The organism is Arthrobacter arnarulunnguaqae (assembly GCF_051262515.1).
In the GTDB taxonomy this organism is placed as follows: domain Bacteria; phylum Actinomycetota; class Actinomycetes; order Actinomycetales; family Micrococcaceae; genus Arthrobacter_N.
Map to the genome: position 1 here is coordinate 198,310 of NZ_JBIMER010000003.1, position 21,527 is coordinate 219,836.

16 protein-coding genes are annotated in these 21,527 nt (G+C 64.1%); 12 read left to right on the plus strand and 4 right to left on the minus strand.

Going from position 1 to position 21,527, the window contains the following annotated elements; translation table 11 throughout:
- Positions 1–30 precede the first annotated feature (30 nt).
- Both ACHAAJ_RS04690 and ACHAAJ_RS04695 read right to left on the minus strand, forming a co-directional pair.
- Positions 31–2,208, minus strand: coding sequence for a hypothetical protein (locus tag ACHAAJ_RS04690; RefSeq protein WP_435726756.1), 2,178 nt, complete (start codon positions 2,206–2,208; stop codon positions 31–33).
- Between the two features lie 174 nt (positions 2,209–2,382).
- A complete protein-coding gene (locus ACHAAJ_RS04695; RefSeq protein ID WP_435726757.1) occupies positions 2,383–3,102 on the minus strand; it encodes an IclR family transcriptional regulator in 720 nt (239 codons plus the stop codon).
- Positions 3,103–3,212: 110 nt separating this feature from the next.
- Between ACHAAJ_RS04695 and leuC the strand changes: the two genes are divergently transcribed.
- The 6 genes from leuC (at position 3,213) to ACHAAJ_RS04725 (ending at position 9,642) form a co-directional block, all read left to right on the plus strand.
- Positions 3,213–4,679: a 3-isopropylmalate dehydratase large subunit gene (leuC, locus tag ACHAAJ_RS04700; RefSeq protein ID WP_435726758.1), complete on the plus strand. Its 1,467-nt coding sequence runs from the start codon at positions 3,213–3,215 to the stop codon at positions 4,677–4,679.
- An 11-nt stretch (positions 4,680–4,690) separates the two neighbouring features.
- Entirely contained in the window at positions 4,691–5,290 is a 600-nt protein-coding gene (leuD, locus tag ACHAAJ_RS04705; RefSeq protein ID WP_435726759.1) for a 3-isopropylmalate dehydratase small subunit, read from the plus strand.
- Positions 5,291–5,404: 114 nt separating this feature from the next.
- On the plus strand, positions 5,405–6,730 hold the full coding sequence (murA, locus tag ACHAAJ_RS04710) for a UDP-N-acetylglucosamine 1-carboxyvinyltransferase (RefSeq protein ID WP_435726760.1): 1,326 nt from the start codon (positions 5,405–5,407) through the stop codon (positions 6,728–6,730).
- A 7-nt stretch (positions 6,731–6,737) separates the two neighbouring features.
- Entirely contained in the window at positions 6,738–7,493 is a 756-nt protein-coding gene (locus ACHAAJ_RS04715) for a lysophospholipid acyltransferase family protein (protein WP_435726761.1), read from the plus strand.
- Positions 7,490–8,521 carry an NAD(P)H-dependent glycerol-3-phosphate dehydrogenase gene (locus ACHAAJ_RS04720; protein ID WP_435726762.1) on the plus strand — a complete coding sequence of 344 codons (1,032 nt, stop codon included), beginning with the start codon at positions 7,490–7,492 and terminating at the stop codon, positions 8,519–8,521. The genes ACHAAJ_RS04715 and ACHAAJ_RS04720 overlap by 4 nt, the downstream gene beginning before the upstream one ends.
- A complete protein-coding gene (locus ACHAAJ_RS04725; protein ID WP_435726763.1) occupies positions 8,518–9,642 on the plus strand; it encodes a D-alanine--D-alanine ligase family protein in 1,125 nt (374 codons plus the stop codon). The genes ACHAAJ_RS04720 and ACHAAJ_RS04725 overlap by 4 nt, the downstream gene beginning before the upstream one ends.
- Positions 9,643–9,661: 19 nt before the next feature.
- Here ACHAAJ_RS04725 and ACHAAJ_RS04730 read toward each other — a convergent pair whose 3' ends face one another.
- Positions 9,662–10,117 (minus strand): DUF3515 family protein, encoded by a 456-nt coding sequence (locus tag ACHAAJ_RS04730; RefSeq protein ID WP_435726957.1) that lies wholly within the window; start codon positions 10,115–10,117, stop codon positions 9,662–9,664.
- Between the two features lie 137 nt (positions 10,118–10,254).
- Here ACHAAJ_RS04730 and ACHAAJ_RS04735 point away from each other — a divergent pair, with 137 nt between their 5' ends.
- The 6 genes from ACHAAJ_RS04735 to ACHAAJ_RS04760 all read left to right on the plus strand — a co-directional run bounded on the left by ACHAAJ_RS04735 (position 10,255) and on the right by ACHAAJ_RS04760 (position 21,262).
- On the plus strand, positions 10,255–11,307 hold the full coding sequence (locus tag ACHAAJ_RS04735) for an LCP family protein (RefSeq protein WP_435726764.1): 1,053 nt from the start codon (positions 10,255–10,257) through the stop codon (positions 11,305–11,307).
- Positions 11,308–11,556: 249 nt separating this feature from the next.
- Positions 11,557–13,245 carry a glycosyltransferase family 4 protein gene (locus tag ACHAAJ_RS04740; protein WP_435726765.1) on the plus strand — a complete coding sequence of 563 codons (1,689 nt, stop codon included), beginning with the start codon at positions 11,557–11,559 and terminating at the stop codon, positions 13,243–13,245.
- Positions 13,242–14,147: an ABC transporter permease gene (locus ACHAAJ_RS04745; RefSeq protein WP_435726766.1), complete on the plus strand. Its 906-nt coding sequence runs from the start codon at positions 13,242–13,244 to the stop codon at positions 14,145–14,147. The genes ACHAAJ_RS04740 and ACHAAJ_RS04745 overlap by 4 nt, the downstream gene beginning before the upstream one ends.
- Positions 14,134–14,937: a P-loop NTPase family protein gene (locus tag ACHAAJ_RS04750; protein ID WP_435726767.1), complete on the plus strand. Its 804-nt coding sequence runs from the start codon at positions 14,134–14,136 to the stop codon at positions 14,935–14,937. The genes ACHAAJ_RS04745 and ACHAAJ_RS04750 overlap by 14 nt, the downstream gene beginning before the upstream one ends.
- Positions 14,934–19,442 (plus strand): glycosyltransferase, encoded by a 4,509-nt coding sequence (locus tag ACHAAJ_RS04755; RefSeq protein ID WP_435726768.1) that lies wholly within the window; start codon positions 14,934–14,936, stop codon positions 19,440–19,442. The genes ACHAAJ_RS04750 and ACHAAJ_RS04755 overlap by 4 nt, the downstream gene beginning before the upstream one ends.
- A complete protein-coding gene (locus ACHAAJ_RS04760; RefSeq protein WP_435726769.1) occupies positions 19,439–21,262 on the plus strand; it encodes a hypothetical protein in 1,824 nt (607 codons plus the stop codon). Before ACHAAJ_RS04755 ends, ACHAAJ_RS04760 begins: the two co-directional genes overlap by 4 nt.
- 17 nt (positions 21,263–21,279) lie before the next feature.
- Here ACHAAJ_RS04760 and ACHAAJ_RS04765 read toward each other — a convergent pair whose 3' ends face one another.
- Positions 21,280–21,402 carry a hypothetical protein gene (locus tag ACHAAJ_RS04765; RefSeq protein WP_435726770.1) on the minus strand — a complete coding sequence of 41 codons (123 nt, stop codon included), beginning with the start codon at positions 21,400–21,402 and terminating at the stop codon, positions 21,280–21,282.
- Between the last annotated feature and the right edge of the window lie 125 nt (positions 21,403–21,527).

The following is a 21,527-nucleotide window of genomic DNA, read 5'->3' on the forward strand; positions in this document are numbered from 1 at the left end:
AGGCGCAATAGCGCTTCTTCGATTCGTCATTTAGTTGGTTTTGGCCGTGATCAATACCGTTTTCATGGCCCTTTCCAAAACGTGCAATTTCGCATCGCCGGAACCCACGGGCATGACGCAGAAAGCGTCTCGTTCGGTATAGACGTTTGTGACCGAGATTCCGCGTGGGTCTTGGCTGGCCAGGCGGATGCCGGCCTCGAAGCAGTTCTGATCGATCCACCATTGCTTGCTGCCCGACACGGCCGTTTTCGCGGCCGCTGCAGCGATGAAACCCGCCGCCTGCCCAGCTGCCGCTGTCGGGTTGAACACAGCAAAACCGCCCGTGTATTTTTCCCAGGGGGCTACGCCCTGTCCCAGGATTCGCGAGCAGATGTCGGCGGCGGCGTGCTTTTCAATGAGGGGGGACAAACCGGTCGTAATGACCGTGTCCAAATCAAGAACCACCACCGGGCGCACGAATTTGCGCAGCAGCGGATATACGAAGGAGAACCGGATCAGCGATGCTATCGGTCCTAGGTTGTCCCCGGCATCGAGGCTCACGACGGAGAGAACGACGCCCTGGGGATCCCAGGCCGCGAGAGCCTCCCTCACCGCAGTAGGGTTGTCCGATATCACCGCCAAGTGAAGAACGGCTTCCTCTGAGCACGTCAGGCTGAAAGACTGCACGAGGAACCGTGCGTATTTATGGAAGTAGCCTTCGTCGCACGAGGCGCTGACAATGTACTTGGCTCCTTCCGGGGCCGCCCAGTCAACGCTCAAGTCGGCGTCCAGAATCGACGTCGAATCGGAGTCGAGAGTGAGTTCCGCCGCAGATGCGGTGACTACCGTCGACACCGGAATGGCAATATACGGTTCGAAGCCATCCGCCCGATGCGACTGAAACTGACCGATCAGATCCGCGTACTCATCGAATTCACCGGCCTCGTAGGCGCATACCGAGAGGAAGATGCGTCCCACGTTTGCGGTCTGCGTGTCGTTCGTTTCCCCGATGAGTTCCTCAATGCGACGGCCCGCGACGTCCGACCCGAAATTGCTGAGGTAGCCGCGGCAACAGTAGATGAACGACTCCAGGGACTGTCCGCGGGCGAAAGCGTTCTCGGCCGCTGCCAGTACTTCGTTGTCGAAGGTGTTCTTCCACAGCTTGATGAGACTACAGAGGCGCCGATAGGGCCAATCGTGTGCGGGATTCAACTCCGCTGCCCGGTAGAGCAGCTCCTTGGCGCGGAGGTATTTCGCTGTATCCGCCTCGTCGCGGATGTAACGGATGGAAGCGATAACACCAGTTGCCTCGTCCAGAACCTCCCGAAAGGTCTGCGTCCCGCTGGCACTGGAGGTCGTGGAGCTGGAGGCGGGCTTCGCTGCGGGGACGTCGTTAATCTCTAGGAGCGATCCCAAGACCGATCGGATGACCAAGGTCGCTTTAGTTCGCGGCAATGGCTTGTGACCAATGGCGTTCGAAGTCGTTTGGATCTCGTAATCCCCGATCGACGTGGCGAAGTCGGTTGCCCTCTTGAGGCTGGACTGCAGGTCGATCAATTCGTCGTGGCCAGCATCCAGCCGGTTCGTCACGATCTTGAATCGTGGAACGACTCCGCGTGCCTTCATCCTTTCGACAACGCTGATTCGTTCAGGCGCCGTCTTGAACAATTCGTCGATCGTCTGGCTGAGAAGTCGATCCTCAATGACGCGCAAGGCGCGCTGGATCGAATACTTTCGCAGATCAAGTTGAGGCACTTCGGCGACCGCAACCGGGTCCCTTAGTTCAGTTGCCAGCATCAGGGCCCCGTAGCCGCCCATGGAGGAGCCGTAGGTGACGACGTTGGCGAGGGGTACACCCAGCGACTTGGCCACCTTGGCGACCACGAAAGCCATGTGTGCCACGAAGTCGTCGTCTTGGTCAATGAACCAACCGGCATGGACGTTGTCGGAAACGTACAGGGCCGGGTCGCTCAGCACGACAACGTGGGCGTCCAGGAAGCTTTCTTCCCATGTCCACCTGTGGAAGACGGGATTCGCTTGCGGAGACGCCACGGGTTGCGCGGAAGGAAGGAAGCAGACGATCGCCTCTGCGCTCGACCGTGCGGTTACGAGGGCGTCAACGTAAACATCAAGACGGATTTCGTGGCGAACGTGATGTTTTCCAGGTGGAACGGTTCCCGTCGCTCCCAGATCATCCAGCTTCGTCGGAATGCCGCATGGTTCCGTCATCAAGGTTCCTTATGGGTATCGATGGTGATGCGCAAGAGGGGCCGGACACGCCCATCTGCGGGCGCGGACTAGAGTCTATGCGACGGCCGTCCGATGGACTCCAGTCGGCGACCGGCGATGTGCCATCTCTCGTCTTTTGGATTTCGCGGATACCCGGGACCAGCTGGGAGGCCGTCAGTCGCTGCCTTTTCGCAGCGCGGCGCTGAGTTGGGAGGCTGCGGATACGACAACTTCAGAGTGCACGCGTCCGGGCTGGCGGGTAAGGCGCTCGATCGGACCGGAGATGGACACGGCGGCGATGACGCGTCCGGAGGGGCCGCGTACGGGGGCGGACACTGAAGCGACGCCCGGCTCGCGTTCTCCAAGGCTCTGCGCCCAGCCGCGGCGGCGAACACCGGCGAGGATGGTGGGTGTGAAGCGCGCGTTGTTGAGCCCCTCGAGCAGCCGCTCATGGTCTTCCCACGCCATAAGCACCTGTGCCGCCGACCCGGCTTTCATCGACAGTTGCGTTCCCACCGGGATGGTGTCCCGAAGGCCGATGGGACGTTCGGCGGAGGCAACGCAGACTCGCGAGTCGCCTTGTCGGCGGAAGACCTGACTGCTCTCACCGGTCGCGTCCCGGAGCTGAACGAGGATGGGGCCGGCCGCGGCGATCATGCGGTCTTCGCCGGCGGCCGATGCCAGCTCGACCAAGCGGCTCCCTAGCACGAACCGGCCGTGGATGTCCTTGCCCACGAGTCGGTGATGGACGAGGGCCTGGGCCAATCGGTGCACGGTGGGTCTGGACAAGCCGGTGGCGGAAACCAGTTGTGCCAGGGTCGTGGGGCCGGCTTCGAGGGAGTCGAGCACCATGGCTGCCTTATCGATAACGCCAACGCCGCTAGAAGTGTCCATAGAATGATATTGCCGTCTCACATTATGAGATGCAAGTCGAAATTCTGGCCCTCGCAACGAGCGGGTGATTAAGTTGAGACCAAGAGGTTTTTTGACGAAGGGAACCCGAGATGTCCGGTGGCACACCAGCGCAGACGCTGGCGGAGAAGGTCTGGGCCGCGCACGTCGTGCGCGAGGGCGAAGGTGTTGGGGCGGCGCAGCAGCCCGACCTCATCTATATCGATCTGCACCTTGTGCATGAGGTCACGTCCCCACAGGCTTTCGAGGGCCTTCGGCTGGCCGGACGCCCGCTGCGCAGGCCCGACCTGACGATTGCCACGGAGGACCACAACACCCCGACCCTGGACATCGACAAGCCGATCGCGGACCTCACCAGCCGCACCCAGATCGAAACACTGCGCGCCAACTGCCGCGAATTCGGGGTGCGACTCCATTCCCTGGGCGACAAGGAACAGGGCATCGTCCACGTGGTCGGCCCGCAACTCGGTCTGACGCAGCCCGGTATGACCGTGGTGTGCGGCGATTCGCACACCTCCACCCATGGCGCCTTTGGCGCGCTGGCGTTCGGCATCGGCACCTCCGAGGTGGAGCACGTGATGGCGACGCAGACGCTGTCGTTGAAGCCGTTCAAGACGATGGCCATCAACGTCGACGGCACGCTCAAGCCCGGTGTCACTGCGAAGGACATCATCCTTGCGGTGATCGCCAAGATCGGAACCGGCGGGGGACAGGGGTATGTACTCGAATACCGGGGTTCCGCCATCCGCGCGTTGTCCATGGAAGCGCGCATGACGATCTGCAACATGTCGATCGAAGCCGGAGCGCGCGCCGGCATGGTCGCGCCCGACCAGACCACGTTCGACTACCTGCGTGACAAGCCGCACGCACCGCAGGGCGCCGACTGGGACGCCGCCGTCGACTACTGGCGGTCCCTGAGCTCGGACGAGACGGCCTCCTTTGATGCCGAGGTCTTCCTCGACGCAGATCGACTCGAGCCTTTCGTGACCTGGGGAACCAACCCGGGGCAGGGCGTCTCGCTCTCCGACGCGGTCCCGTCGCCCGAGGACTTCGAGGACGAGAACGCCCGCGCCGCCTGCGAGCGCGCGCTGGACTACATGGCGCTCGACGCGGGCACGCCCATGAAGGACATCCGCGTGGACACCGTGTTCCTCGGTTCGTGCACCAACAGTCGGATGGAGGATCTGCGGACCGCCGCGGCCATCATCCAGGGACAGACCAAGGACCCCGACATCCGCATGATCGTGGTGCCCGGCTCGGCGCGTGTCCGGCTCGAGGCGGAGGCCGAGGGACTGGACCGGATCTTCAAGGACTTCGGTGCAGAATGGCGCTTCGCCGGGTGTTCGATGTGCCTCGGCATGAACCCGGACCAGCTCGCCGAGGGCGAACGCTGCGCCTCGACGTCGAACCGGAACTTCGAAGGCCGGCAAGGCAAGGGCGGCCGGACACACCTGGTCTCGCCGGTGGTCGCCGCGGCTACCGCCATCCGCGGCACGCTCAGCTCGCCCTCGGACCTCCCGCCCGCGACCCGCGCCGCCACATCGACCACCGCAGCCTAAGGAGCGCATCCATGGAGAAATTGACCACCCACACGGGTGTCGGCGTGCCGCTGCGCCAGAGCAATGTGGACACGGACCAGATCATTCCGGCCGTCTACCTCAAGCGCATCACCCGAACCGGTTTCGAGGACGCCCTCTTCGCCGGCTGGCGCAAGGACCCCGAGTTCATCCTCAACCGCGAGCCCTACTCGGTCGGCTCCGTGCTCGTGGCCGGACCGGATTTCGGCACCGGTTCCTCGCGGGAACACGCCGTCTGGGCGTTGAAGGACTACGGCTTCAAGGCGGTCGTCTGCTCCCGGTTCGCCGACATCTTCCGGGGAAACTCGGGGAAACAGGGACTGGTGGCCGCCCAGGTAGCGCAGGCCGAGGTCGAGCTCATCTGGAAGGAACTCGAGAACCACCCGGGCAGTAAGGTCACAGTCGACCTGGTGTCCCGCACCGTCACCTGCGGTGCCCTGGTTGCTCCCTTTGAGATCGACGAATACACCCGCTGGCGCCTCCTGGAGGGCCTTGATGACATTGGTCTCACGCTGCAGCACGAGGCCGACGTCTCCTCGTTCGAAGCCGCGCGTCCCGCATGGCTTCCGGCCACGCTCCCCGCCAAATCCTGACTACCGGATACCGCCCCGCGGGCCCCGCCACAGCCGCCGCCGCATGCTCGGGCTGTATGCTTACGGGGAACCTCGGGCGATCCTGAGGCCACTCCAACGATAGGTATTTCTTTCATGGGCAAAGTCCTGACTATCCACGGCGGCGTTCCGCTGATTGGAAGAGTAAAAGTCAGGGGCGCCAAGAATCTGGTGCCGAAAGCCATGGTCGCGGCGCTCCTGGCCGATACCCCTTCCGTCCTGCGCAACGTTCCGGAGATCCGGGACGTGGAGATCGTGACTAGCCTGCTCACCATCCACGGCGTCACGGTGGACAAAGACCCGGCCACAGGCGACCTGACGCTCGATCCGCAGGGCGCGACCTCGGCTCCGTCCAAGGAGATCGACGCGCACGCCGGCGACTCGCGGATCCCGATTCTGTTTTGCGGACCGCTGATCCACAGCATCGGCGAGGCGTTCATCCCCGATCTCGGCGGCTGCCGCATCGGGGATCGTCCGATCGACTACCACCTCAACGTACTCCGCCAGTTCGGCGCCGTCGTTGATAAGCGTCCCGGCGGAATCGCCATCTCGGCCCCGCACGGACTCAAGGGGGCGAAGCTCGAACTCCCTTATCCGAGCGTCGGCGCCACAGAACAGGTGTTGCTCACCGCGGTCAAGGCCGATGGCATCACCGAACTCAAGAACGCCGCCGTCGAACCCGAGATCATGGACCTCATCGCGCTCCTGCAGAAGATGGGCGCCATCATCTCCGTCCAGACGGACCGGGTGATCCGGATTGAGGGCGTGGCCCATCTGAGCGGCTACAGGCATCGTGCCCTCCCGGACCGCAACGAGGGCGCTTCCTGGGCCTCCGCGGCGCTGGTCACCCGCGGCGACATCTATGTCGAGGGCGCCAACCAGGAGGACCTCACCGCGTTCCTCAACACCTACCGGAAGATCGGGGGCGCCTTCGAGGTGGAGGACGACGGCATCCGCTTCTACCACCCCGGCGGCGAGCTGAAGCCGCTGGTGCTCGAAACCGACGTCCACCCTGGATTCATGACCGACTGGCAGCAGCCGCTGGTGGTTGCGCTGACCCAAGCCGCCGGCGTATCGATCGTCCACGAGACGGTGTACGAGAACCGCTTCGGGTTCACCGATGCCCTGGTCCGCATGGGGGCCACCATCCAGTTGCACCGGGAATGCCTTGGCGCGGTGCCCTGCCGATTCGGACAGCGGAACTTCAAGCACTCGGCCGTGATCACCGGCCCGGCTCAGCTACACGGAGCGGACATCGACATCCCTGACCTGCGCGGGGGGTTCTCCCACCTGATAGCGGCCCTCGCGGCCGAGGGCACCAGCCGGGTGACCGGCATCGAGCTCATCAACCGCGGCTACGAGAAGTTCCTGGAGAAGTTGCAGGGTCTCGGTGCGCGCGTCGAACTCGACTCCACCGACTAGGGCGGCCATGAGGGAAACGACCGGAGCGAAGGCCGTGTTCGCCGTCTTGGCGGGCATCATTCGTCCTACCATGACCGCACTGATGGGACGGAAGTGGGAACGGTTCGAGCGACTGCCCGAGGGTGGTTTCATCGCCTGTCCCAACCACGTGACCGAGATCGATCCGCTGGTGGTCGGCCAGGCGCTCTACGCGCACGGACGCCTCCCTCGCTATCTGGCCAAGGAATCGCTGTTCAAGCTGCCCGTGGTCGGATCTGTGCTGCGTGCCAGCCGCCAGGTTCCGGTCGCCCGCTCGAGCGTCGGAGCCAGCCGCTCGTTGGAGATCGCCCGCGACCTCATCGACTCGGGAGGCGTGGTGATCGTGTATCCGGAGGGGACGCTGACCCGGGATCCTGACGAGTGGCCCATGCGCGGCCGCACAGGCGCGGCACGCCTGGCGCTGCAAACCGGAGCGCCCGTCATACCCATTGCGCACTGGGGTGCGCAAGAGGTCTTCCCGCGTTACGGGAAGGGCCTCCGGCCCTTCCCACGCAAGACGGTCCGCGTGCGGCTCGGCGATCCCGTGGACCTCAGCGACCTCGCGGACAAGCCCTTGACCCGATCGGTCCTGGAAGAGGCGACCGCACGAATCATGGCCGCGCTGACGGCCGGAGTAGCTGAGTTGCGCGGCGGCGTTCCGCCCGAGACTCCTTGGGATCCGGCGGCGCACGGCCAGACGATGTCCGGTCGGGATTTCCAGACCGGACCGGGAGCGAACGAGTGAGGCCTGCCCCCAACAAGATCGCCGTTCTGGGAGCCGGCAGTTGGGGCACCACTTTCGCCAAGGTCGTGGCCGACTGCGGAGCCGCCTCCAACACGGACGTGCAACTGTGGGCCCGCCGCGCCGAAGTGGCCAACGAGATCAACAACCACCACCGCAACACTCGCTACCTGGGCGAGATCGTCCTTCCGGGCAACGTCACAGCCAGCGACGATCCGGCGAAGGTCCTGGCCGGTGCGGATCTGGTGGTTCTGGCGGTGCCCGCCCAGACGCTGCGTTCCCAACTGCGAATGGTTCGGGATTCGATTCCGGCCGGTGCCGTCGTCTTGTCCCTCATGAAGGGGCTGGAGCGTGGCACGGATGCGCGCATGAGTCAGGTCGTTCGCGACGAATTGGACTGGCCAATGGACGCCATCGCCGTCGTTTCCGGCCCGAACCTGGCCATGGAGATCGCCCGCGAGGAGCCCACCGCCTCCGTCGTCGCGTGTACGGACGCGGAGACTGCGGCCTGGATCGCGGCGGCATGTACTCCGGAGTACTTCCGGCCCTACACCAACACGGACCTCGTCGGCGTGGAGGTCGGCGGAATCGTCAAGAACGTCATTGCACTGGCGGTCGGGATCTGCGACGGACGCGGCATGGGCGACAACACGAAGGCCTCCGTGATCACCCGGGGCCTGGCAGAGACCACGCGGCTGGCTCTCGCCCTCGGTGGACAGTTGGAGACCATGTCCGGACTCGCGGGCCTCGGCGACCTCGTCGCGACCTGCTCCTCGCCGTTGTCGCGCAACCGCACCGCCGGAAGGCTACTGGGGGAGGGCCTGACCCTAGTCGAGGTCAACGCCGCCATGACCCAGACGGCCGAGGGCATCAAATCCGGGCCGGCGGTCCTGGACTTGGCGCGCGGCCTCGGCGTCGAGATGCCCATCACCGAGGCAGTCGTGCACGTGCTGGACGGCGAATTGACCGTTGACGCCATGGCGTCCCGGCTATTGGGCCGCGAACTTAAATCCGAAGGGGAAAAGGCATGAATGCCGAGAACAACACCAAAACGCGCGTGGCGTTGCTGTTCGGCGGGCGTTCCTCCGAACACGCCGTCAGCTGCGTCACCGCGGCCGGCGTGATGCATTCCATCGACCGCGAAAAATACGACGTCGTGCCGGTCGGAATCACGCGCGACGGACGCTGGTCGCTGGTCGACGCCGACCCGGAGACCTGGTCGCTGGCATCCGGGGAGGCTCCCGAGGTTTTGGCGGGACCGGAAACCCTTCGGCTGGACATCGTCCCCGAGGGCCGGGAACTCGTGGCCCACACCAATGGGGGGAAGACCCGCAGCCTCGGCGGTGTCGACATCGTCTTCCCGTTGCTGCATGGGCCCTTCGGCGAAGACGGTACGCTGCAGGGCCTGCTGGAACTGGCCGACGTCCCGTACGTCGGCTCGGGTGTGTCGGCCAGTGCCATCGGCATGGACAAGCACTACATGAAAGTGGTTTTCGAAGCCGCCGGATTCCGCGTCGGGCCCTATGTGGTGATTACGGACAAGGCATGGCGCCGCGATCCCGAGGGCGCGCTGGCCGCCGCGGGTTCCCTGACCTATCCGCTGTTCGTGAAGCCGGCGCGGGCTGGTTCGTCCGTCGGCATCAGCCGCGTGGATTCCCCGTCACAGCTCCGCGAAGCCGTCGAGGCGGCCCGGATACACGACCCCAAGGTGGTCATCGAACAGGGAATCGACGGTCGCGAGATCGAATGCGGCGTCCTGGAGGGCCGCGGCCACGAGGTGCCCCGCACCTCGCTTCCCGGCGAGGTGGCGATGGAGGCCGGCGACCACGAGTTCTACGACTTCGAGGCGAAGTACGTTGACGGCGCCGCAGCCAAGCTGAGCTGCCCGGCCGAGCTTCCCGAAGGGGCCGTGGACGAGGTCCGCCGGCTGGCCGCCGCGGCCTTCGACGCTGTCGGAGCGGAGGGTCTTTCCCGGGTGGACTTCTTCTACACGGACGCGGGCGACTGGGTCATCAACGAGATCAACACCATGCCCGGGTTCACTCCGATCAGCATGTATCCGCAGATGTGGGACAAAACGGGGATGGCCTACCCGGACCTGATCGACGAGCTCATCTGGCTTGCCCTGAACCGTCGGACCGGATTGCGCTAGGCTTTCGCGGCTCGGGCCGTCAAGGAAGGTCGACGCTCTGGTCGAGCGTGGTGCACGCGCCGTCGGCCGGGATGCGGCCGGCGGCCGCGGAGATTTCCGCCAGCACCGTGCTGGAGGCCACCACGTCCGGATCGAAGAGGATCTCGGTGGCGGGTTCCCTTCCATAGGTGGTCAGCGTCCATGCCGGCTCGCCTTCACGGGCCAGCCAGTCGATGCCGTTGACACTGATGCAGGGGTCCGTTGTCGGGCTGGGGGGCGTTACCCCGCATCTGAGGATGATCTGGGCCGGCTCGCCCCATACGGCGGTCGCCTGGCTATTGGTGGCGCGAAGTCCGGCGCCGGCCAGCTCGTCGGGCAGGGCAACCATCATCTCCGCACAGACCGGGTGGGAAGCGGCGTCCGCCGCCTCGACATCTACGGGAGGTGCGCACGACGAAAGGCCGAAGACCGAGACGGCGAGGCCCAAGGAGGTCATGGCTTTTCGGGCGTGGGATGGATGGCGGTTCACCAGTTCATTCTAGTGAAGGGGCGGAGCATGAGTGGCCTTGTTTATCAATCCTTGGAAGGCAATGAGATACTCGTATGAGCATTGTGACTGACTCAGGGGGATAAGTGACCGTGACGAATGACGGATTTGGCGGAACCGGCGGTGGTCGCCGCACGAAACGACGGCGACCGGTCCTCATCACCATGGTTTCCCTGGGTCTCGTCGTGGTCCTCGCTGCCGTCGTCGCCTTCGGTTATCTAGCAAGTCTTGCCGGAAGTTTCGATTCCAAGTCCCAAGCCATCGAATCTGCTTTTCCCGACGATGACGTCCGGCCGGAGCGCGCAGCGGAAGCGTCGGATGCCCGCAACTTCCTGGTGATCGGAAGCGACGCCCGCGGCGGCAGTGGTGAGACGGAGGACCTGCCATCGGTTCCCAATGGCGGACGCTCGGACACGCTGATGCTCGTGAACATCCCGGGCGACCGCCAAAGCATCAACGTCATGTCGGTTATGCGCGACACATGGGTAGCCATTCCCGGGCATGGCGAGCACAAGATCAATGCCGCACTCGCCCTCGGTGGCATTCCTTTGCTGGTGCAGACGCTCGAGGGTTTGGTTGATACACGGATCGACCACGTGGCCATTATCGACTTCGAAGGTTTTCGTGCGTTGACCACAGCGCTCGGCGGCGTCGAGGTGAACAACCCGCGGGAGTTCAGGTCCTCCGGCGTCGAGGGCGAGACTTTCGCAGCCGGTAAGATCACTCTCGAGGGGGAGTCGGCCTTGAAGTTCGTGCGTGAACGCAAACGGTTCTCGGATGGCGACTACACAAGGGTCGCCAACCAGCAGCTGTTTTTGAAAGGCGTCATGTCCAGGTTCCTGACTGCGGAAACGCTGACGGATCCGGGCAAGATTTCAGCGATCGTTGACGACTTCGCGCCCTTCGTTTCCGTCGATGACGATTTGACGGGCCTTGCCGCCGGCCAACTTGCGGTCAGCTTGCGGAAAGCCCGGTCCACGGACGTACACACTTTTACGCTCCCGAACCTCGGCACCGGACGTTCGACTGACGGACAATCGATCGTGGTCCACGATCCGGAGGCCGTCTCTGAAATCGCTGCCGCGCTTTCCGAGGACCGTCTCACCGCCTACGTCACCGACAACCGGTTGGAAACCTAACCGCATGTCGAGAAACCGTGCCACAGTCCTCCGAGTCGTGGCGGTTGCCGCTGGCCGCTGGAGGCTGCCCGTCGTCGTCATCGCGCTGGGCGATAGGAGATGCGGGCTGCCACGGGATGCTGACGACAGGAAAGACAGGTACCGGACCCCCCTGGCGGTAGGCCGAAGCGGCTTGAACGGGACGGCTCATCCATGAGGCGGTTGCTGGCCCTGCGGCATACGTTGAGGCGTCACTGGCGGGAGGACGCCGTGGCGTTCACGTCGCGGTTGTGGGTCAGGAAGGCGACGCCGCGTTGGGAGAAGTGGCTACATGGCATCGACGCTTTGATGGCTATCGCTCCGGGTACACCAATCGCGGCGATGACAGCCCTACTCGTGGGCAACGTGGAGATCCTCGAACACCGGCTAACCCTCGCCTTGGCCAAGGGGCCGCGGGGAAAGCGTGCCAAGCAGTTGGCCGACATCGCTCTCGCCGGGGACCATCCCCAATTCGCCGCCACCTTTGCTTCCCGCATGGAGACGGGTGCCCAAGGCGTGGACATTACCTGGGCCAAATTGCACTGGTACAACGGACAGTCCACCGAAGCCATTCAGCGTTTGGATGCGAACAACCCGCGGACACTCCGGATCCGGGAGCGCTTCGTTGCGGAGCAGGCCGTATACGGGGACTGGCGGCCTACCGTGGATCGGGTTGACCGCTACGTTCCCAGGGACAATGTTGTGCTTCACCTCCTCACCAATTCGTTGCCCCACACGCGAACCGGTTACACGCAACGCTCGCATTCACTCCTTAGGGCTCAGTGTGAAGTTGGCTGGGAAGTCCATGCGGTGACCCGACTGGGCTATCCCGAGACTCTCGGTATCATCCGTCCGGACAGGCTCCAGACCCTGGACGGCGTTCGTTACCACCGCTTGTACCCAAACCACGGAATCAACAACCTTCGGGACAGATTGCAAGAGGAAACCGAACACTTGTTGCGGTTGGTACTCGAAGTGCGACCCTCGGTGCTGCACACGACCACACACTTCGTCAACGGCTTGGTGGTTCGCGCAGTTGCCGAAGCCACCGGTCTGCCATGGATCTACGAAGTGCGTGGCCAGCTTTCGGACACTTGGGTTTCGAAACGCAGCCCCGCCGCTGCCGGAACGGAACGCTACCGCCAGTTCAACAAACGCGAGACGGAAGTTATGTCGGCTGCCGATCTCGTGCTGACACTCGGTCACACAATGCGCAATCGGATCATAGATTTCGGCATCGATCCCGGGCGCGTCCTCTTGTCTCCCAACGCCGTAGGGGAGGAATTTCTCGACACTCCGTCTCCGTCTCGGGTGGCACGCGTGGAACTGGGGCTGGACCCCAACCTCCTTCACATTGGGACCGTCTCCAGCCTGGTCGCCTACGAAGGCATCGACGATCTGGTCTCCGCCTTTGCCATTTTGCGCCGGGAACGCAACGACGTCCGCCTCATGGTGATCGGTGACGGTGCGGCCTTACCCGCTCTGCGGTTGCAGGCTTCTGCACTGGGTTTGGATCCGGACGACATCTTTCCCGGCCGCGTAGATGCCTCCGAAGCGCCCAGATACCACCGCGCGCTGGACGTATTCGTCGTCCCCCGCAAGGACTTTGCGGTCACCCGCTCGGTGACGCCTCTGAAGCCCGTGGAAGCAATGGCTTCATGCCGTCCAGTGGTGGCGTCGGACCTTCCCGCCCTCAGGGAAATGGTGGTGCCGGGCATCAACGGACTTTGCGTACCTCCCGGGGACCCCGCCGCTCTCGCCGCGGCGATTGGCCAGCTACTGGATGACGGGGAACTCCGTGCGAACATGGGGTTCGCCGGAAGGGCCATGGTGCTGAAGTCCAGAACATGGCAGCGGAACGCCGAACAGTGCATCGAGCACTATGGAGTGCTACGTCGCGGAAAGGCCCCGTCACGATGACCACCCCAGCTTCCCAACAACCAGGTGCGCCGTCGGACGAGACGCCGGCGATGGTCTTTGTCGATGTGTCGGAAATGCAACGCCAAGGTGCCCGCGACTCGATCTCCGACTACCTGGTGCGGATCTGGGATGTTCGAAGTTACATGGTGCACGAAGCCAAGGCCCACGTCCAAGGCTCGTCCCGCAACCAGCGGCTTGGCAGCCTCTGGTTGATTATCAACCCCATTCTCGACGGTGCGATGTACTACCTCGTCTTCGGGATTATCCTGCAAACCAGCCGGGGCATCGATAACTTCATCGGCTTCTTGATGATTGGAGTCTTTCTCTTCCAAATGACGACCAAGTGCATCACCGGGTCCTCGCAGTCGCTGCTCAAGCTGAAGGCTTCCACGGCGGGTGCACCGCTGCCGGCGGCGACCGCTCCGATCACGGTCAACATCCGCACATGGATGAGCGGCATGCCCAGCTACTTGGTGTTGCTCTTGATCATCATTGTCGCGCCTCCAGTGGAGAGCTTCTCCCTGATTGCAGTGTTGCTGCTGCCTATTATTCTGGCTCAGATGGCGTTGGCACTGGGACTTTCGCTTATTGCGGCTCACTTCGTCGCCTTGTTGCCCGACCTGCAGAACTTGTTGAGTATTGCCGTCCGGGCATGGATGTATGGGTCCGGGGTCATGTTCGCCGCAGATCGCTTCGCCGACCTGGGCCCGGCAGTGGCGGCGGCGATCCACTGGAATCCCATGTATTGGATCCTTGAGCACGCCCGGTCGGTGCTGCTCTATAACACCGCGCCTGACTCGGAGGGATGGCTCATCATCCTACTTTGGGCAGCGAGCTCGCTGGTGGTCGGGATTGCGTTGGTTTGGCGGCGCGGCGGGAGGTATGGCGATGGGACACATTAGTGCTGTCCGTCCGAAGCTTTTTTTCCACAACGTGAGCCTCGAACGCAAGAGTAAACGGCGCACCGCCACGGACGTGAGAATCAAAGACTTCTCATTTTTGCTTCACGGGAATGAGGCCATCGGTGTTCTAGGTACGCGGTCCGACGGGGCCGGGCTGGTGGCCGAGCTCGCTTGTGGAACCGTTGCTTCCGATGAGGGATCTGTCTACGTGGCGGCAGAACCAGCCGGTATCACCAGCGGCACCGCTTTCTTGCTGGACGATAGTTTGCGGTACAACATGGAACGTGTTGGCATGTCCCACAACGTCAATGGCGGTGCCTTGCGTGCTTTGGTGTCGCTCGTGGCCGACGAAGCCGGAGCGGCAGACGAGCTTTCCAAGCTGGTCAGGGACTGCGACGCGCTGCTGGTGGAACACGTCAGGCTGTGCCTGGCGATTGCGAGCGGATCGCCGCTGCTCGTCATCGATGAACCCGAAGTCCGAGGACAGGCACTGACGGAGCAGGAGGGGCAGCGACGCCTGCGCACGTACAAGGCCCATGGGGGTGCAGTTCTAGTGGTCAGTCAGAACGCACGCCTGCTGGCCAAGACGTGCCGAAGAACAGTCTGGTTGCACGAGGGCAAGATCCTCATGGACGACGCGTCCGAAGTCGTGGCACGGCGGCACCGTCAGCACGCGGACGCAGTCAAAGACGGTGACAGGGCTCTCGCCGGACAGCTGGTGCGCAGATTTCGACGCCAGGTGAAAAGTCCACAATTCATCATCCAGGAAGCGGGAAGACGCCGCGCATGATAGGAAAGCACACAATTTCCACGATAAAGAAGGCCATCCCCTTGCCGCCGATTGAAGGGTATTCCGACCAAAGCCCGTTGAACCGGGCCGTCTTGCACCGCTCGTTGCAGGACGTCGACGGTTTAGCGGACGACTACCTGCGCTTGCGCCGCACAGAAGCGGAATATCGATCCAAGATACGCGCCTTGGAAAATGAGGTAGCCCAGCACCGAGCCGCGACCCGCACCGCAAGAGACCAACTAGCCAAGGTCACCAAGCGCCGGGACCGTCTTCAGGTACTGCTGGATCGGCAAACGGCCCGGGTGGACAAATACAAGTCGGCCTACGAGGAGCTTCGGTCCATTCCTCATTTGTCGGCCGCTACCGCCTTATTGCAGCCCCAGAAAACTGCCCGCAGGTTGCTGGCGAAAATTCGCGACACGGACGTGCCGGCGAAACGCGTCACCAGTTCCGACCATTCACCCAGCACACCGGATACGGAGTCCGCCGCGCGTCCGCAGGTCGCGTCTGGCGATCCGCTTCCGGCAGAGCAAGCGCCAACACTTGCCGATGCGCTCCTAAAGGCAAAAGCCAGCCATTTCGTCGACGGGGAGATTCAGGGCCCCGCATCGGACATGCGCCAAGCACTCGCTTGCGCGTTTGAGGGAGAACTGGCCAAATTGTCCCCGCGCGATCGCAGCTTCGTCGAACAACTTGAAAGTTTGGACGGATTATTCAGTCGGAAGCCTGATCTGGCCCCGGCACAGTCCACGCCGGCCTTCCTGCCCGTGCGCGGACGTGTGATGTACTGTGCGCACAGCACAGGCCGGTACAACAGCAATGGCTATTCCACACGCACGGCCGGTCTGGTTCAGGCACTCGCCGAAACTGGCAGTGACGTTTTCGTAGCGGCCCGGCCCGGCTATCCTTGGGACGCCAAAACGAGCGCCAAGGCGCCCGGGGCCCAGCGGTTTGAGCGGGACATCGACGGCGTACGGCACGTCTTCAACCCGGGACCCAACTGGTCCCGTGGGGCATTGGATCTGTTCATCGAAGAAGCCACGGACGTCTACGTACGGGAAGCCCTCATCAACCGTCCGTCCGTCATCCACAGCGCATCGAACCACGTGACAGCGTTGCCGGCGCTGCGGGCGGCCCGGCGTCTGGGTCTGCCCTTCGTCTACGAAGTCCGTGGCCTGTGGGAGATCACGGAAGCCGCCGGGAAAGGGCCCGAGTGGTTGTCAAGCGAACGTTTTGAACTGGCCCGGGATATGGAGACCATGGTGGCGGCGTCCGCAGACTCCGTTCTGGCGATCACGGAGGAAGTCCAAGCGGAGCTGGTCCGTCGCGGCGTCTCCGCCGACAACATACGCATCGTTCCCAACGCCGCAGACATCGCGCAGTTTGTCCCGGTCGCCCCCGATAAGGAGTTGTCCAGATCGCTGAACTTGCGCCCGGGGCAGTTGGTGGTTGGCTATGCCGGCAGCGTGCTGGCCTATGAGGGGCTGGAGACACTTGTTGCCGCTCACGGGCGGCTGGTGGAGGCCGTCCCCGACGCCCGGCTGGTTATTGTGGGCGACGGCCCCGTGTTGAACGACATCCGTCGGCAAGCATCTGAACTCGGGCTCGACGAATGCGTCACCTTCACCGGCCGCGTCGCTTCCTCCATGATCCCGCGTTACCTCAGCTTGTTCGACATCGTACCCTGCCCGCGGATCAGCAACCTGGTGACCGAAATGGTCTCGCCGCTCAAGCCATTGGAGTCTATGGCCGCGGGCCGAGTCGTCGTCGCCGCCGACGTGGCTCCGTTACGGCACGTGGTGGGCGAGCGGCAGGAACGCGGGCTACTTTTCGAAGCCGGTTCGGCGACGGCTCTGGCAGACGCCATGATCGCGCTGGCACGTGATGGGGAGCGTCGGGCCGATTTGGGACGGACGGCCCGCGCATGGGTTGCCGCCCACCGCTCTTGGCCCGCGATCGCCCGCGCGGTGCAGGAGGAGCATGTGGCCATCACCATCGGCGCCCACTCTGCGAAGGGCCGATTGCTAGCAGGATTGTCCGTGGGCATCATCGCCGACGAATTCACGACCCAGTCCCTCATGCCCGAATGCCATCTCGTGCCCATCGAAGCGCCGGGGCAGTGGCAGGACCAGCTCCCGGATGCCAACCTCGATGCATTGATCGTGGAATCGGCGTGGTCGGGCAATGGGGGTGCGTGGCACCGAGGCGTGGGCTACTACAACGACGACGAATTCGCCGAGTTGCGCCTGTTGCTGGATGCGTGCCGGGAACGCGGCATCCCAACGATCTTCTGGAACAAGGAAGATCCGGTGCACATTGATCGCTTCCTGCCCACGGCGGCCCACTTCGACCATGTGTTCACCACGGACGCTGATTGCATCGCGCGCTATGTGAATCACGCCGGCGCACGAACCAAGACCGTTGCCTCCTTGCCTTTCTTCGCGCAGCCGGCGCTGCATAATCCACTGCGGACGGATCGTCGCCCACAGCACACGATCGCCTATGGTGGTTCCTACTACGGAGACCGGTATGCCAAACGCAGCAGGGAACTCGCCTCGATCCTGAACTCCGTCAGCCCCTATGGCCTGACCATCTACGACCGGCAGGTGAACCACCCCGGCAGCCCATACCAATTCCCCGAACAACTGGGCAGCTACGTGCGGGGCGGACTCGAATATGCGGAGATGGTGAAGGCCTACACGTCCCATCCGTTGCACATCAACGTCAACTCCGTGGACGCTTCGCCGACCATGTTCTCCCGGAGGGTGATGGAGCTGGCGGCTTCCGGAACCCCGGTGATCAGCGGGGCAGGCAGGGGAGTCACCACATTCTTCGGCGCCCAGATTCCAGTGGTTACAACCGGGGACGAGGCCTCCGTGCTAGCCGAATACTGGATGACGAACGAAGCCGCGCGCAATGCCGATGCGTGGCAGTTGCACCGGATCGCGTACCGGGCGCACTTGGCGGCGCACCGGCTCACGCTGATGTTGCGCACCGCTGGACTTCGGGTCGATGCGCCGCTGCTGCCCGCATATACGTTGGAAATCGACGACTTGAGCGTTGCCGCCGCGCGGCAAATCCTCGCGCAGACGCACAGGCCTGCTGCGGTGGAGCACGCGACGGAGGCGGTGCCCGCTTCGCAGTCGATGCTGCAGGTGGCCGGAATCTCTGTTGGTCATGCGTCCGGGGCAATTGCATCGGAGGGCGGAATCCGTGCGTGGTTCGGCGATGCGCTCGGAGACGCGTCGCTGGGGGAGGACCTGGCACGCTCCCACCAAATAGCCGGGACGACAACGGAGGTGCAGGACGACGACCTCGACCAACACGGGCACACGCTGCTGGAAATGCGGCCAGCCAACGCACGGATGCCATGGTTCGGCCAGCGCCCGGTCGCCGGGCGGGAGGTCTGTGCCGTGCGGCGACAACTGCGGCGTCCGACGGAGACGAGCCGCGCGGCGGAGGGAACCCCCGTGGGTTCATCGGCACCGCAAACCATTCTCGTGGCCGGCCACGATCTCAAGTTCGCCGGAGGCATCATGCGGCGGCTCAAGGAGTCCGGACACACGGTGCTCGTTGATCCGTGGGAAGGCCACTCGGCGCACGATCCGGAACAAAGCCAGCGGCTCTTGGACGCCGCGGACGCAATCTTCTGCGAATGGTCGCTCGGCAACGCCGCGTGGTACGCGCAGAACAAGCGTCCCGGCCAGCGGTTGACAGTTCGGTTCCACTCCCAGGAACTGTTCACCCCCTACCCGTCCCGGACTCAGCTGCAGCGCATTGACGAAACCGTCTTCGTGGGGGAGTTGGTGAGATCCATGGCGGGACGGCGGTTCGGATACGACCGTTCACGCACGGAAGTTGTGCCCAATGGCGTCGACGCGCGGTACTTCGGGATTTCCAAAGCGCCGGAGACCCGTTTCAACCTCGGGATAGTGGGGATCGTACCTGCCCAGAAGCACTTAGACCGCGCCTTGGACGTCCTGGCGTCGATGCGTGCCGGTGATGATCGCTACCAGCTGTTCGTCAAGGGCAAGACGCCAGAGGACTACCCTTGGATGCTCAAGCGTCCGGAGGAAATGGCGTACTACGACGAGCTGCACCGCAGGATTGCGGAGGAACCGCTATTGCGTGGTGCAGTGCATTTCGATGGCCACGGCAACGACATGGAGCAGTGGTACGAGAAGATTGGAGTGGTGCTCTCGGTCAGCGACTTCGAATCCTTCCACCTGACCCTCGCCGACGGCGCGGCCGCCGGTGCGCTTCCCGTCAGCCTCGCATGGCCGGGATCCGAGGCAATCTACCCCAGCCACTGGCTGCACCTCGACGTCCGTTCCATGGCAGGGACCCTGCTGCGAGCGTGCGCGGACGAGGACACGTGGCGGTCGGAGACTGCGGCTGCCCGCGAATTCGTCCGGCGAAACTTCCATGAGGACATCGTCTTGGATCGGCTCGAGGCCGTCATTACCGGCAGCGGCCAGGCGGACGCCCGAGGGGCCCTCCGGTGAGGCTCCGTGCGCCCGTGGCGGTGGCCGGGCCTGTGCCCAGCGGCTCCGGAGCGGAAAAGGTCGCGGACCGTTTGCACCTCTTCGGCGCGGACTCGTTCGTGTGGCGGGAGGGGCGCGGATACGCGCTCGACGGCGTCGGTATCGTCGGTGACAAGGCGATCACCACGGCCTCGGACGCCGCGGCGACACTTCCCGGTCCGGCGACGACGTTGACCTCGCTCGCCGACCGCTGGGGGGCCACAGCGAAGAACCCCTGTTGCTTGCTGGTGGCCGACCGCGAAGTGGGCAGAGTGCTGTTGCTGCCGGATCCGCTGGGTGGCTCTCTAGCTTGGCGTCTGGATGCTCCTCCGTACGATTTGGTCTCCAGCGACATCGTCTCCCTCGTTTCCGTGGCCAGGACCCTCGGAGTGGCACCGGGGAAGTCCGTCGATTTCCAACTGGAGCGCATGGTGCTCGGCAACGGCGGCCTGACGCCCTCCAGCTACGATGGCGTCGAGCGGCTGGGCCTCTTTGGCTATTGGACCGTGGGCGCCAAGGGCGCCGAGGCGCGGGAGTACGCGGCGGGCGCGAATGCCCGCGATTCGGACCTGTCCTACGGGGACGCCTTGGCAGCCGTGCGGAAGGACATCACGGAATCCGTCGCTGCACTGGCCGGGCTGTCCGCCGAGCACCGCGTGGCCCACCTGACCGGTGGATTCGACTCCAGACTTGTGCTCGGTGCGATCCTGGAGACGGGTACCCGGCACGCTTTCAGCTTTTTCTGTTCCGGACCGGAGGGAACCCACGACCGTGCCGTGGCCGACGGATTGACGGGCGCATTCGGTCTGCGACGCACCAGCGGCGCGGGCCTGTCTCCGACGCCTCTCACCGCCATTCACGAACAACTGACGGCTCCCATGTACTACTCCGGGGGACTGACCTCCAGCGGCCCCGTGGGCGGGGAACTACCGCAGCGAGTCGTCGCACTCGGCGGCGGGTACGGGGAAGTGCTCCGGAGTTGGTACTCGGTCAGATGGCCAGACGCACCACGCATCTCCACGGAGCCGCTGTTGCTGTTGTCCAAGTTGACCGGACAGCAGCCGACGGCCGACGGTCTGCTGAACCAGGCCGCCTACATGGGGGTGGGGAGCCGGCTGCAAGACGAATGGAACACGCTTGGCGCCGAGGGCTATCCCGAGGATTTCATCGGGGATGCGATGTATTCGCAGGTGCGCAACAGGTACCACATCGGGCAAAACGCTGTTCTGTGGAGCCGGATCGGCGCGCGCTTCGATCCCCTGTATTCGGTGGCGGGGTTTGCTGCGGCAAGGTCGTTGCCCTTGGAATCGCGGTCGGCCAACGTCCTGGGCATGGACCTCATGCGGGGTTTCGAAGGGGGACTCGCGGGGTATCCCTTCGACAAAAACCGTTTCAGCACCGCCTATTTGCGACAGCGCAGGTCACCTGCGCCCCGGCAGTTCCCCGACCCTTCGCGCATCGGCAAGGTCTCCGCCTACCGGCCACCGCATGGCCCTGTCGACGGCCTGCCGACCCGGCTCGCGGAGCTCGCCGTAGAGGCACCGGAACTCACTCCGGCCGCGCGTCAGGATCTGGTGGGGCGTGCCAATTCGCTTGGCGTCAACTTCTGGCAGCTGTCTTGCCTTCCGGGTGCCCAGTCCGCCCTGCGCACTGCCGCCTCGACTGTGGACCTGGAACCACTTGCCAGCGTTCTGGATCTGGCGTACCTGCGGCACCTAGGCGCATACAAGGCTCGGACACGCCAGGAGGTGCGTGGCGTTTATTCCGCCCTCACCCTGCTGACTTGGCTGGGCATCGACTGAGACGGCGCCGCCGGCGGTTAGCGGTTGACGAAGAACAGCGCTGCCACCAGTAATGGAATGGCGGTGACCAGACCGGTGAGCACCAGTCTCGCCACCATCCGCTTGCGCCGCAGCCGCTCGGGGCCCGGGGCAAGCGACACGAGCCGGGTGGTCCCTGTACCGGTTCGCGTCCACCTGTCCGTGTCACCCGCGGTTTCGACGGACGTTTTGGGATCCGTGGGGGGTGACTGGGTGAACCCTGTTTCCGCATCCGTGGTCCAGCCGC